General features: G+C 73.9%; 10 protein-coding genes. 5 read left to right on the top strand and 5 right to left on the bottom strand.

Features of this window, described 5'->3' with window-relative positions; genetic code table 11:
- Nucleotides 1-107 precede the first annotated feature (107 nt).
- The gene (locus H0H10_RS29645) at nt 108-560 is read right to left on the bottom strand and encodes a hypothetical protein (RefSeq protein WP_188184218.1); all 453 of its coding nucleotides are present in this window, start codon (nt 558-560) and stop codon (nt 108-110) included.
- Nucleotides 561-831: 271 nt separating this feature from the next.
- Between H0H10_RS29645 and H0H10_RS29640 the strand changes: the two genes are divergently transcribed.
- The 3 genes from H0H10_RS29640 to H0H10_RS29630 all read left to right on the top strand — a co-directional run bounded on the left by H0H10_RS29640 (nt 832) and on the right by H0H10_RS29630 (nt 5,541).
- The gene (locus tag H0H10_RS29640; protein ID WP_188184217.1) at nt 832-2,850 is read left to right on the top strand and encodes a DUF1996 domain-containing protein; all 2,019 of its coding nucleotides are present in this window, start codon (nt 832-834) and stop codon (nt 2,848-2,850) included.
- Nucleotides 2,851-3,059: 209 nt separating this feature from the next.
- Entirely contained in the window at nt 3,060-3,731 is a 672-nt protein-coding gene (locus tag H0H10_RS29635) for a lytic polysaccharide monooxygenase auxiliary activity family 9 protein (protein WP_188184216.1), read from the top strand.
- 121 nt (nt 3,732-3,852) lie between these two features.
- Nucleotides 3,853-5,541: a tetratricopeptide repeat protein gene (locus H0H10_RS29630; protein ID WP_188184215.1), complete on the top strand. Its 1,689-nt coding sequence runs from the start codon at nt 3,853-3,855 to the stop codon at nt 5,539-5,541.
- A gap of 23 nt (nt 5,542-5,564) precedes the next feature.
- On the opposite strand, the gene H0H10_RS29625 is transcribed toward H0H10_RS29630, so the two are convergent.
- Nucleotides 5,565-6,812, bottom strand: coding sequence for a phytase (locus tag H0H10_RS29625; protein ID WP_373566921.1), 1,248 nt, complete (start codon nt 6,810-6,812; stop codon nt 5,565-5,567).
- 309 nt (nt 6,813-7,121) lie between these two features.
- Between H0H10_RS29625 and H0H10_RS29620 the strand changes: the two genes are divergently transcribed.
- Both H0H10_RS29620 and H0H10_RS29615 read left to right on the top strand, forming a co-directional pair.
- Nucleotides 7,122-7,508, top strand: a complete 387-nt coding sequence (locus H0H10_RS29620; protein WP_188184213.1) for a BlaI/MecI/CopY family transcriptional regulator — start codon at nt 7,122-7,124, stop codon at nt 7,506-7,508.
- A gap of 6 nt (nt 7,509-7,514) precedes the next feature.
- Nucleotides 7,515-8,447 carry a M56 family metallopeptidase gene (locus tag H0H10_RS29615; RefSeq protein ID WP_188184212.1) on the top strand — a complete coding sequence of 311 codons (933 nt, stop codon included), beginning with the start codon at nt 7,515-7,517 and terminating at the stop codon, nt 8,445-8,447.
- Between the two features lie 42 nt (nt 8,448-8,489).
- On the opposite strand, the gene H0H10_RS29610 is transcribed toward H0H10_RS29615, so the two are convergent.
- From H0H10_RS29610 to H0H10_RS29600, 3 genes are all read right to left on the bottom strand, one after another.
- On the bottom strand, nt 8,490-8,942 hold the full coding sequence (locus tag H0H10_RS29610) for a flavodoxin family protein (RefSeq protein ID WP_188184211.1): 453 nt from the start codon (nt 8,940-8,942) through the stop codon (nt 8,490-8,492).
- Between the two features lie 225 nt (nt 8,943-9,167).
- The gene (locus H0H10_RS29605; protein WP_188184348.1) at nt 9,168-10,790 is read right to left on the bottom strand and encodes an MDR family MFS transporter; all 1,623 of its coding nucleotides are present in this window, start codon (nt 10,788-10,790) and stop codon (nt 9,168-9,170) included.
- 175 nt (nt 10,791-10,965) lie between these two features.
- Complete coding sequence (locus H0H10_RS29600) at nt 10,966-11,634, bottom strand: TetR/AcrR family transcriptional regulator (protein ID WP_188184210.1); 669 nt, start codon at nt 11,632-11,634, stop codon at nt 10,966-10,968.
- Nucleotides 11,635-12,302 lie beyond the last annotated feature (668 nt).

Here is a 12,302-nt window from a genome sequence, read left to right as displayed (position 1 = left end):
GGTGGGGTGTGCCGGTGCCGGTGCCGGTGCCTTGGTCCGGGTCCGGGCACCGCCGCATCGTTCCACCGCGGGCGGGCCGCCGACAAGAGCACCCGCCGGTGACCGGGTCAGCGCAGCGCCCGGTACACCGACGCGGTCGTGAAGCCGTACACCAGGTGCGGGACGGCGTCCGACACCCACGACGTGCGGTCCCACCGGGTGGGGTCGGTCACCCCGAGCGCGGCGGCCGGCACGTCGCTGCCCGCCATGGCCGCGGCGCCGAGCACCGGCCCGGCCGCCCACTCGGGCAGCGGTCCGCGCCCGCGCCGCAGCAGCCCGTACGCCACGCCGACCCCGAGGCCGGTGACGTAGCCGAGGAGCGCGCCGGCGGCCTGTTCGCGGTTGGACTTCGACGCCTCCTCACCCAGTCCGACACCGGCCCGGTCGGCCAGCCGGCCCGCCACCTGGGCCGGCGTGTCGCTGGACGAGCGGCCGCGCAGCAGCATGTCGCCGTAGGTGGTGAGGTTCAGCGCGGCGGTGCCGGCGGCTCCGGCGAGCAGGCCCTTGGTGACTGAGCGCATGCGGGGGACTCCCTCGGCCTGGGCGCGGTGGTACGCGCGCGTGCACGACTGGGAGCCGGGTTCCCCGGCCACGGCCGCCAAACGACCGCGCCCGGCTGCTGCCGGCCGCGGTCCCGCGGGAGGACCGGTACCCGGACAGTGGGGTCGCGGCGCGTACGTGAGGTGAGGGGTTTCCGGCAATCCGCGGGGCGGTTGAACGCTCCGGCCCCCGGTTCCGTATGGAGCCGGGGGATTTTCCTTGCCCGAGTCCGCCATGACGTAGGAGCACGCCTTGGGACACAACAGGCGCAGACGCCCGACGGGCGCCCGACGCGCGACCTTCGCGGCCGCCGCGCTGATACTGGGCGGCGGCGGCCTGGTCGCCGTCAACGTGTACGCCTCAGCGACGGCACCTCCGAACGACCCCGTCCCGCTGGGCACCTCCGGCGTCGCGGCCACCGTCGACTGCCCCGATCCGAGCGAGCGGCTGACGACCGTCCCGGAGCAGGCCAGGTCCGACGTCGACACCGAACTCGCCCGCCTGGACGAGCAGATCGCCGCGGCCTACCGCCAACTCCAGGAGACGGCCCGCGCCGCGGACGACGGGACCCTCGACGAGAGCGCCCTGCTCGACCCGTTGGCGAAGGAACGGGCCGCCACCATCGAACGCATCACGGCCGCGATCGACCGCGCCGGTGACCGTCCTGAGGGCCTCGAAGCCCTGGCGGACTGCTCGCTGCGCCGCGTCGAGGTCACCACCGAGGACGCCGGGACGACGGACGGCGGCCAGGACGGGGCCGGCCGACCGAGCGGCGGCGAGGGGAAGTCGGACGACGGGGCCGACGCCGGGCAGCCGGGCAACGGCGGACAGGCCGGCAACGGGCCCGTCGCCGGGGACTACGCCGACATCACCACCGTCCGGCCCGAAGCGGCCGGCGCGCGCGAGGCGGCGGACGCCTCGCGCGGCACCTTCACCACCAGCTGCGGTGTCAACGCGGAGGGTCTGTTCAACTCCGACAACGTCATCGCCGCCCCCGGCGTCACCAACGGAGCCCACCACTTCCACGACTACGTCGGCAACCAGGCCAACAACGCCTTCGCCGGCGACGACGACCTGGCCGCCGCCGACACCAGCTGCGCCGACCAGCGCGACAAGTCGTCCTACTACTGGCCCGTGCTGCGCCTCCAGAACGGCACCCGTGAACAGGACGCCGAGTCACCCGGCGGCGGCATCGAGGGCAACGCCGGCGAGATCGTCACCCCGGCCGAGGTGACGCTGACGTTCGTGGGCAACGAGCGCGGCGAGGTCACCGCCATGCCGCGGCTGCTGCGCATCATCACCGGCGATGCCAAGGCGTTCGTCAACGGCACCGCCAACGCGAACGCCTCCTGGAGCTGCACCGGCTTCGAGGACCGGCAGCTGAAGGACAAGTACCCGCTCTGCCCGGCCGGCAGCGACGTGGTGCGCACCTTCACCTTCCAGAGCTGCTGGGACGGCCGGAACACCGACAGCGCCAACCACCGCACCCACGTGGCCTTCGCCGCCGCCGACGGCAGTTGCCCCGACGGGTTCCGGCCCATCCCGAGGCTCGTGCAGCGCATCGTGTACGACGTCGACGCGCCCAGCCTCCGGGACGGGGGCAGGACCACGCCGCTGTTCGCCGTGGACTCCTTCCCCGAGCAGCTGCACAAGCCGGTCACGGACCACAGCGACTTCATCAACGTCTTCGACGAGGACCTGATGCGGGAGATGGTCGACTGCATCAACAGCGGCCGGGAGTGCGGAGCGGGTGCGCCTCCCGCACCGGACCCCGGCGAGAGCGAGGGCGAGGGCGAGAACCCGCAGGAGCAGCCGACGCAGACCCCCGCACCCGAGAGCCCCGACGTCTCCGAGACCCCCGACGCCTCCGAGACCCCGGACGGCGGCAGCGGCCAGGACGGCCAGAACGGCCAGAACGGCCGACCCGGAGTGGACAACGGCGAGAACGAGAACAACGGCGAGAACAGGGACGACGACCAGAACAAGGACAACGGCGACACAGCCGAGACCACCGAGAACCCCCCACCCCCGGCACAGCCCCAGCAGAACGCCTCCGGCGGCCCCGCACCGAAGGCGGCCGCCACCACCGCGCCCGAGGTCACACCGGACGCCGACGCCGCGGCCGCCGCCCCGGCGTCCGAACCGCAGGCGACGCGGGGCGGGCTCGCCGAGACGGGCTCGGGTCTCGGCCTGTGGCCGGCCGCGGCCGGCGGAGTCCTGGTCGCCGTCGGCTGTCTGGTGCTCTTCCGGTCCAGGCGGCGTACGGGGTGACGTCCCCGGCGACACTGTCGACACCCTGACGACGGGCGGGCGGGGCGGGGTCCCCGCCCGCCGTCGTGCCCAACGCAGGGAACCGGCCACCGTCGAAGGGGAACTGGCGCAATCGAATGTTGCCGTTCTGTTTCGTCGGTTGCAGCCTATGCCTGGGAGCGCTCCCACCGTCTGAGATCCCCCCACGCGAAGGAAGGATTCCGGTCTTCATGGCTTGTCATGATCGCGTCAACGGGCGGCGTCGTCGTGCGACTCTCGTCCTGAGCGCCCTGGCCGCGGCCCTGCTCACCCTGATCCCGTGGAGCGGCACCGCCGTCGCGCACGGCTCCGTCGTCGACCCCGCCTCCCGCAACTACGGCTGCTGGCTGCGCTGGGGCAGCGACTTCCAGAACCCCGCGATGGCCCAGCAGGACCCCATGTGCTGGCAGGCCTGGCAGGACAACCCCAACGCCATGTGGAACTGGAACGGCCTGTACCGCAACGGTTCCGCGGGCAACTTCCAGGCCGTCGTCCCCGACGGCCAGCTGTGCAGCGGCGGCCGGACCGAGGGCGGCCGCTACAACTCCCTGGACGCCGTGGGCGCCTGGAAGACCACGCAGGTCGGCGACGACTTCACCGTCAAGCTCTACGACCAGGCCAGTCACGGTGCCGACTACTTCCTGGTCTACGTCACCCGGCAGGGCTTCGACCCCGCCACACAGGCCCTGGGCTGGGACGACCTCCAGCTGGTCGCGCGCACCGGCCGCTACGCGCCCAGTCAGAACTACGAGATCCCGGTGAGCACCTCGGGCCTGAGCGGCCGGCACGTCGTCTACACGATCTGGCAGGCGTCGCACATGGACCAGACCTACTTCCTGTGCAGCGACGTCGACTTCCGCTGATCCCGGCCACTCCCGTCCCCCCACCCCCGCCGGGCGCGCCGCGCCCGGCGGGGACACCGCTCGGCGTGAGCGTCCCGCGAAGCGCCGCGTGGCCCACCCGGTCTGCGGTATACGTCCCCCCATGGACTACTACGACCTCGGCGCCCACGGCCGCCCCGTGACGACCTCGTCCCCCGAGGCCCAGACGTGGTTCGACCGCGGGCTGGTGTGGACGTACGCCTTCAACCACGAGGAGGCCGTCTCCTGCTTCGAGGCCGCCGCGGCGGCCGACCCCGACTGCGCCATGGCCCAGTGGGGCATCGCCTACGCCCTCGGCCCGAACTACAACAAGCCGTGGGAGGCGTTCGACGAGCGGGAGCTGACACGGGCCGTCGACCGGGCCCACGCCGCCGTGGAGCTCGCCCACGAGAAGGCGGAGGGTGCCGGCCCCGTCGAACGCGCCCTGATCGGCGCACTGCGCGCCCGCTACCCGCAGGCGCGGGCCGCCGAGGACTGCTCGGTGTGGAACCTGCCGTACGCCGAGAGCATGCGCGCGGCGTACGAACTCGCCCCCGACGACCTCGACGTCGCCACGCTGTACGCCGACGCGCTGATGAACCTCACCCCCTGGCAGCTGTGGGACCTGCGCACGGGCCTGCCCGCCGAGGGCGCCCGCACCCTGGAGGCGAAGGCGGTGCTCGACCGGGCGCTGGCCACCGAGGCCGGCCGCGAGCACCCGGGCGTCGTGCACATGTACGTCCACCTGATGGAGATGTCCGCCACCCCCGAGGCCGCCCTGACGGTCGCCGACCGGCTGCGCGACCTGGTCCCCGACGCCGGGCACCTCCTCCACATGCCGTCGCACCTCGAAGTCCTCTGCGGCGACTACCGGCGCGTGGTCTCGGACAACGCCGCAGCGATCGCCGCCGACGAGAGGTACCGCGCCCGCGCCGGGACGATGAACTTCTACACCCTCTACCGGTCGCACAACTACCACTTCAAGATCTACGGCGCGATGTTCCTCGGCCGCTCCCGGCTCGCCCTGGAGACCGCCGCGCAGCTGGAGGAGTCCATCCCCGAGGAACTCCTGCGCGTCGAGAGCCCGCCGATGGCCGACTGGCTGGAGGGCTTCCTGGCCATGCGGGTGCACGTCCTGATCCGGTTCGGCCGCTGGGACGACATCCTCCGGCTGCCGCTGCCCGGCGACCCGCGCCTGTACTGCGTGACGACCGCGATGCTGCACTACGCCCGCGGGGTCGCGCTCTCGGCCACCGGCCGGACCGCCGAGGCCGAGGCCGAGCGCACGCTGTTCCACGAGGCGACGGCCCGGGTGCCGGAGTCACGCACCCTGTTCAACAACACCTGCGTCGACATCCTCGCCGTCGCCGCGGCCATGCTCGACGGCGAACTGGAGTACCGCAAGGGCAACCACGACGCCGCGTTCGCCGCCCTGAGACGGTCCATCGAGCTGGACGACAACCTCCCCTACGACGAACCGTGGGGTTGGATGCAGCCCACCCGGCACGCCTACGGCGCCCTGCTGCTGGAGCAGGGGCGGGTGGCCGAGGCCGAGGCGGTCTACCGGGCGGACCTGGGACTGGACGACACCCTTCCCCGCCCCCTGCGGCACCCCGGCAACGTCTGGTCCCTGCACGGACTCCACGAGTGCCTGACGCGTCTGGGCAGGGAGGGGGAGGCGCGGATCGTGGCGCAGCAGCTCCAGCTCGCCACCGCGCTGGCGGACGTGCCGATCGGGGCGTCCTGCTTCTGCCGTCTCGAAGCCGTCCCGTCCGCCGGGGAGGCCGGCGGCTGCTGCGCCACGGACCACTGACCGGGCCCCGACCGGGCCGGCCGTCAGTCGTCGAGCGCGTCCTTGACGTCGCCGAGGTCGACGAACTTGAAGCCGGTGGCGGCCCGTTCGCCGTCACCCGGCGTGTCGTGGCCGTCCTGCACCACCAGCAGGCCGTCGGGGAAGCGGTCGCCAAGCGGCTGGTTCAGCACCGCGGCGCCGTCGCACTCCTCGGAGCCGTCCAGGGCGGCGGAGGCGGCGGTGACGCGGAAGCCGCCCTCGTACTCGTTGTCCTCCCCGAGCTCACGGTCGTAGGCGGCGAAGGTGTCGTCGCCCTGGCTGGACGCCAGCAGGTAGCCGTCGCCGTCGCTCTCCTGAAGGAGCGTCAGCCCCTCGACGTCGGCGGACAGACGGGCGCCGCCGTACCCGGGGTCGTGGCCGGCGACGCATTCGTCGGCGGCCTCGTCGTACGTGGCGGCGACCCCGTACTCGCGCACCTTGTCCACCAGCCGCGGCGTGCCGGTCAGGTCGGCGGGCAGACGCCAGACGCCGACGTCCTCCTGCCCGGCGTAGAGGGTGCCGTTCGCCGGGTCGACGACCATGCCCTCCACCTGGGGCAGTTCGCCGGGCTCCGCGCAGGGGGACCAGGAGGTGCCGTCCGGCAGGCGGAAGGACGCGGGCAGGTCGAGGGTGCGGACCTTGCGGTAACCGACGCGTCCGGAGGCGGTGGGGGTCAGTTCCAGCAGGGCGAGCGTGGTGCGCTCGCGCCGGCTGACCAGGGCGTAGGAGCGGCCGGTGGACCGGTCCGTCCAGGTGGCGAGGCCGTACGCGGTGCGCTCCTCGTTGATCTCGGCCTGGTCGGCGGAGAAGACCGGCGCGGCCGCCGGGTCGGTGACGTCCGTGAGGGGGCGGCCCGGGGCGGCCGGGTCGACGCGGTAGATGCGCAGGCGGTCGCTGCCCCGGTCGGTGGTGACCGCGAGGTCGGCCCGGCCGGTGGTCAGGCGCAGGCCGTGGACGAGGTCGACGTTGTTGAAGCGGCCGGGCGCGTCGTCGGGGCCCGGTGCCGGGGGAGCGGCGATCGACTGCACCAGGTGCGCGTCGAGGTCGTAGACGCGCAGCCCGCCCTCCTTGGCCGTGGCGACGACGAGGCTGCGGTCGGGGTCGGCGGGGTTGCGCCAGATGGCCGGGTCGTCGGCGTCGGCGTTCCCGCCGGCTTCGTCGTCGTACAGGGTGGGCGTCTCGGCCCGGGGCTGTATGGCCGGCAGGACGGCGCCGCCGTGGGCCGCGGCCGGTGTCGCGGGCAGGACGGCCACCGCCGCGGTGAGGGCGCAGACGGCCAGCCGGCCGAGGTGGTACCTGGTCACGCCGGTACTCCTAAAGTCGAAGACATGACAGAGTGCACCGGGTGATCTTGTGCGTCGAGTCCGTCGGGACGGAGCCCTTCCGGTGAAGGAAGGGCGTCCGCCGGGGGAACGGCGTCCCCCGGCCGGCTGGGACGTGCCGGTCGCGGCCGGGCCGGCGGCCGGTCTCCCCGGCCCGTCCGGCCGGGCCACACGGGCCGCGCCCGGCGTCTATACGATGGCGCCTCGGAAAACGGACGGCGGGCGGAAGGGAGACAGGCCGTGACGGAGCACCGGCGTCCCCGGCGACGGGGGCAGGGCGAACTGGAGGCGCTCGTGCTGTCGGCGCTGCGCGAGGCCGACGGCCCGGCGACGGCCGGCTGGGTGCAGGAGCGCCTGGGCGGCGACCTCGCCTACACCACGGTGATCACGATCCTGACCCGGCTGCTGGACAAGGGCGCCGTCACCCGGGAGCGCGCGGGCCGGTCCTTCGCCTGGACGCCCGCCTCGGACCATGCCGGCCTGGCCGCCCGGAAGATGCGCAAGGTCCTGGACGCCGAGAGCGACCGGGGGGCGGTGCTGGCCAGCTTCGTGACCGGCCTCGGCCCGGACGACGAGCGGCTGCTGCGCGAGCTGCTGGATCACTCGCGCGACGAGAGGGAAGACTGACGCCTCATGGGGCTCTTCGTCTTTCTGCCGCTGGTCCTGCCGCTGACGGCGTGGCCGATGGCGCGTCTGGCCGAGCAGCGTCTGCACCCGCGGACCGCGACGCGGCTGCTCACCGGCGTGGCGGCGGTCATGGCCGTGTGCAGCACCGTGTGCCTGGCGCTGGTCATGGTGGTCGGCACCGCGCAACTGCCCGGCAACCCGCTGCCCGACGGCTGGTCGGACCCGGAGGTCCGGGCCGCGGTGCCGTACGACGAGGTGGTCGGCAAGGCGGCGATCCCCGCGCTGTGCGCGGTGGTCGCGGCCTCGGCGCGGATGCTGTGGCGGCACGGCCGGGTGCGCCGCGGCGCCCACCGCGCGCTCGCCGGGCTGCCGGGTACCTCGGTCGCCGTCCTTCCGGACGACGTGCCCTACGCGTACGCGCTGCCCGGCGGCCGCCGGGACCGGGTGGTGGTGACCACGGGCCTGCTGGGCTGCCTCCGGCCCGCGGAGCGCCGGGCGCTGTTCGCCCACGAGCGGGCCCATCTGGCCGCCCGGCACCACCGGTTCCTGCTCGCCGTCCGGCTCGCCGCCATCGCCAACCCCTTCCTGCGGCCCCTGCGGACGTCCGTGACCTACACCGCGGAGCGGTGGGCGGACGAGGAGGCCGCGCGGGCGGTCGGCAGCCGCCGGACGGTGGCGAGGGCGATCGGCAGGGCGGCCCTCGTCTCCCGGGGCACCCCGGTCGCCACGCTGGCCGGACTCGCGGCGCCGGGCCCGGTGCCGCGCCGGGTGGCGGCCCTGCTCGGCCCCGCCCCCGCGGTGCGCGACTGGCCGTCCGCGTTCGCCTCGGTGGGACTCGCGGCGTGGGCCGCGGCGGCCGGCACCGCCGTGTCGGCGATGTCGTCGGCGAACTCCGCCGTGACGATGTTCCTCATCCTCCGCGCCGCGACGCCCCTGTGAGCACCGGCCGGCCCGCCCCGGCCACGGCCCGCGGGGCGGCGGTCAGTCCATGAGCCCGGCGGCCAGGGCCGCCCCCAGTTCCCAGCATGCGGCGAGGTCGGCCTTGGCGGGCTCGCCGGTCACGTTCACCGCCGGAGCCGCCCGCTGCCAGCCGAGCCCCGTCGTGACCGACTCGATGCCCCGCACCGCGCCCGTCGTGTCGCTGCCGCCGTGCACGTAGTAGCCGAACGGCCGGCCGCGGGTCTCGTCCAGGCACGGGTAGTAGATCTGGTCGAAGAAGTGCTTCAGGGCGCCGGACATGTAGCCCAGGTTCGCCGGCGTGCCCAGCAGGTACCCGTCGGCCTCCAGTACGTCGACCGCCGTGGCCGTCAGCGCCGCCCGCCGCACCACCCGCACCCCCTCGATCTCCGGCGCGGTCGCCCCGGAGACGACGGCTTCGAGCATCGCCTGGCAGTTCGGCGACGGCGTGTGATGGACGATCAGCAAGGTGGCCACAGCCGGCAGCCTGCCGCCCCGCCCCCGGCGCCCGCAAGAGGCGACGCCGGGGAACGCGGGGGAACGCCGGGGAACGCCCTGGAACGGCACCGGTCCGGGACGGTCACCGCACAGGCGGACTCCGTTCCGTTCTCGACGGCCGTACCGGCCGGACATGCGGACGGGGCTGACCACCACTCACGGTGGGCAGCCCCGCACGGTCCCGCGACGGTACCGGCCGACGGCTCAGCCGACCGGGGCCGCCGGTCCGCTGTCCGCGGTCGACGGGCTGCCGCCGGACCGCTGTCCGGGGACGACGGCCGATTCGACGGCCGCCTCCCCGGCCTCCTCGGCGAGCCGCTCCATGCCGCTGGTGGTCTTCAGCGGCTTCTCCTTGATGAAGACCACGGCGACCAGCGCCAGCAGCGCGAACGGCGTGGCGATCAGGAACAGGTCGGCGGTGGCGACACCGTAGGCGTGCTCCACGATCTCCCGCATCGGGCCGGGCAGCGTGCTCATGTCCGGGACGCTGCCCTCGCCGCCGCCGGAGCCGCCCTCGGCCGCGCCGGCGACGCCTGCCTTCTCCAGCCCCTTGGTCATCTCGCTCGCGACCCGGTTGGCGAGGATGGCGCCGAGGACGCTGGTGCCGATGGTGCCGCCCATGCTGCGGAAGAAGGACAGCACCGAGGTCGCGGCGCCCAGCTCGGCCGCTGGAACGTCGTTCTGGGCGGCGAGCACCAGGTTCTGCATCAGCATGCCGACGCCGATGCCGAGCACCGCCATGTAGATGCTGAGCAGCCCGAAGTGGGTGTCGGCGTCGATCAGGGAGAGCAGCGCGAGGCCGGCGGTCATGATGACCGCGCCCGCCACCAGGTAGCTCTTCCACTTGCCGGTCCGGCTGATCAGCTGCCCGGCGACGGTGGACGACACCAGCAGTCCCAGGATCATCGGCAGGCTCATCAGACCCGCGATGGTCGGCGACTTGCCCAGGGAGACCTGGAAGTACTGGGAGAGGAAGACGGTCCCGCCGAACATGGCGACACCGACCAGGAGGCTGGCGACCGTGGTCAGGGTGACCGTGCGGTTCCTGAAGATGTCGAGCGGGATGACCGGCTCGGCGGTGCGGGCCTCGACGAGGACCGCCAGGCCCAGCAGCAGCACGCCACCGATGACCAGTGCGGCTGTCTGCCAGGACGCCCAGTCGAACTGGTTGCCCGCCAGGGAGACCCAGATGAGCAGCGCGCAGACGCCGGCGACGATGAGGAAGGCGCCGAGCCAGTCGATCTTCACCTGGCGCTTGACGGTGGGCAGCTTCAGCGTGCGCTGCAACAGGAAGATGGCCAGCAGGGCGAACGGCACGCCGATGAAGAAGCACCAGCGCCAGCCCAGCCAGTCGGTGTCCACCAGCACACCGCCGATCAGCGGCCCGGCCACGGTGCCGATGGCGAAGACGGCACCGAAGATGCCGGAGTACTTGCCCAGTTCCCGGGGCGGGATGACGGCGGCCATGACGACCTGCGCGAGCGCGGTCAGGCCGCCCGCGCCGATGCCCTGCACGACCCGGCTGAAGATCAGCAGAGTCGTGTCGTGGGAGAAGCCGGCCAGCAGCGAGCCGACCACGAACATGCCCAGCGAGAGCTGGAGCAGCAGCTTCTTGTTGAAGAGGTCGGACAGCTTCCCCCACAGGGGCACCGTCGCGGTCATGGCCAGCAGCTCGGCCGTGACGACCCAGGTGTACGAGGACTGGCTGGCGCCCAGGTCGGCGATGATCGTGGGCAGCGCGTTGGACACGACGGTGCCCGCCAGGATGGCGACGAACATGCCGGCCATCAGGCCCGACATCGCCTGGAGTATCTGACGTTGGTCCATTGAGGTGGGTGGCGCGTCGGCGGGCGCCTGGGCTGCGGTCACGGCATCTCTTTCGGTGGTGATCGGCTGGTGGTCCGCACGGGACCGGACGACGACTGCTGTCGGCGCACCGGGGGCGCGGGACGAACGGGGGGGCGACGGCCGTCCTCCGGGAGGCGGGCGGCCGGTGCGGCGACTACGCGCGCGGTGCGGGCAGTCCGGCGGCGAGGAGGTCGAACACCTCCTGGAAGACGTCAAGGAAGGCGGCTTCCTCCTGACGGGCGAACCAGTGCTCCACACTGGTCCGCACCGCGGTGGCCGCCACCGCGGCGAGCAGCCGCGGGTAGAGGTCGAGCGCCTCGCGCCGCTGCTCGTCGGTGGCGGCCGGGTCGCCGGTGCGGGTGCCGGGGCGGATCCGGGCGGCGATGGCCTCGGCCAGCAGGGTCTCGTCCGCCATGTGCGCGCCGAGGCTGCGCACCAGGAGGTGCGGCGAAGCGTGCAGCACCTCGGCGTGCAGCCGCCACAGTTCGTGCTGCTGCTCCGCCTCGGCGAGTTCCGCCGCCATGGCCTCGCGCAGGGCTTCCAGGGGGGTGAGCGACGCCGGCGCGTCGAGGACCGAGCGCCGGATGCGGGCACCGGCGTCCGCGTCGATGACGACGTAGGCGTCGTCGCGTGTGTCGAAGTAGTTGAAGAACGTCCTCACCGACACCCCCGCGGCCGCGCTGATGGCCTCGACGGTGACCTTCTCCGCCCCGTGAGCGGCCGCGAGCCGTATCGCCGCCTCGGCGAGGGCGGCTCGCGTCGCCCGCTTCTTCCGCTCGCGCAGTCCGCCCCCCGCGGCGCCCTTCTCCGACATAAGTTGCATGCTATGCAAAGATGCATGACATGCAAAATTATCGCGGGTCCCGGGGCTGATCGCCCGGACCGTCCCCGAGGCGCGGCGCCCGCGAGGCAGCCGGCCGACGCGGCTTCCCTGCCCGGGCCGGAGGGGCGGCGCACGGTGCCGTGACCTGGGCGGCTCCTCAGCCGGCCGTCAGCCGCATCAGGTCTCCGGGGACGGCGCCCTCGGTGGGCCGGTTGGGCCACGGGGCCGTGCCCCGGCCGGGCGCTCGGCCGGGTGACCGTCCGCCGGACCAGGCCGGCGCGCCGCATCGACACCCTGGTCCGCCGGCCGGGCACAGCCCATGGCGGATCGGGCCCGGAGGAGCAGACGATCAGCAGCGGCCCGCGCGCGGCGGCAGCCGCCAACGCCTCCGCCGCGTCGTCGATGCGGTCCGGCGGGACGCCGTGAGCACCTGGGAGGCGCAGCCGGCGCACTCGCCGGGGGAGCGTACAGCGACGACGGTGAACCGCGCGGGGAGTCTCGATCAGGGCCACGAGCCTGCCGCAGTGTCCCGCGGCGGCGGCCCGCAGCCGCGGGACGGGGCGCAGGGGCCCGCACGGCTGGAGGAGCGCCGCCTCTTCCGGGCCCGCCCCCGGCCGCACGGCTGGAGGAGCGCCGCTTCTTCCGGGCTCGCCCCCGGCCGCACGGCT

The sequence above is a fragment of the Streptomyces griseicoloratus genome (genome assembly GCF_014534645.1).
Taxonomy (GTDB): domain Bacteria; phylum Actinomycetota; class Actinomycetes; order Streptomycetales; family Streptomycetaceae; genus Streptomyces; species Streptomyces griseicoloratus.
Note: the sequence above shows the minus strand (reverse complement) of the source record. Positions and strands in the feature narration are given on the sequence as shown.

What these genes read in the sequence shown, in the direction of transcription:
- H0H10_RS29645 (WP_188184218.1), bottom strand. Translation starts at nt 560, where the DNA reads ATGCGCTCAGTCACCAAGGGCCTGCTCGCCGGAGCCGCCGGCACCGCC.
- H0H10_RS29635 (WP_188184216.1), top strand. Translation starts at nt 3,060, where the DNA reads ATGGCTTGTCATGATCGCGTCAACGGGCGGCGTCGTCGTGCGACTCTC.
- H0H10_RS29630 (WP_188184215.1), top strand. Translation starts at nt 3,853, where the DNA reads ATGGACTACTACGACCTCGGCGCCCACGGCCGCCCCGTGACGACCTCG.
- H0H10_RS29605 (WP_188184348.1), bottom strand. Translation starts at nt 10,790, where the DNA reads ATGGACCAACGTCAGATACTCCAGGCGATGTCGGGCCTGATGGCCGGC.
- H0H10_RS29615 (WP_188184212.1), top strand. Translation starts at nt 7,515, where the DNA reads ATGGGGCTCTTCGTCTTTCTGCCGCTGGTCCTGCCGCTGACGGCGTGG.
- H0H10_RS29600 (WP_188184210.1), bottom strand. Translation starts at nt 11,634, where the DNA reads ATGCAACTTATGTCGGAGAAGGGCGCCGCGGGGGGCGGACTGCGCGAG.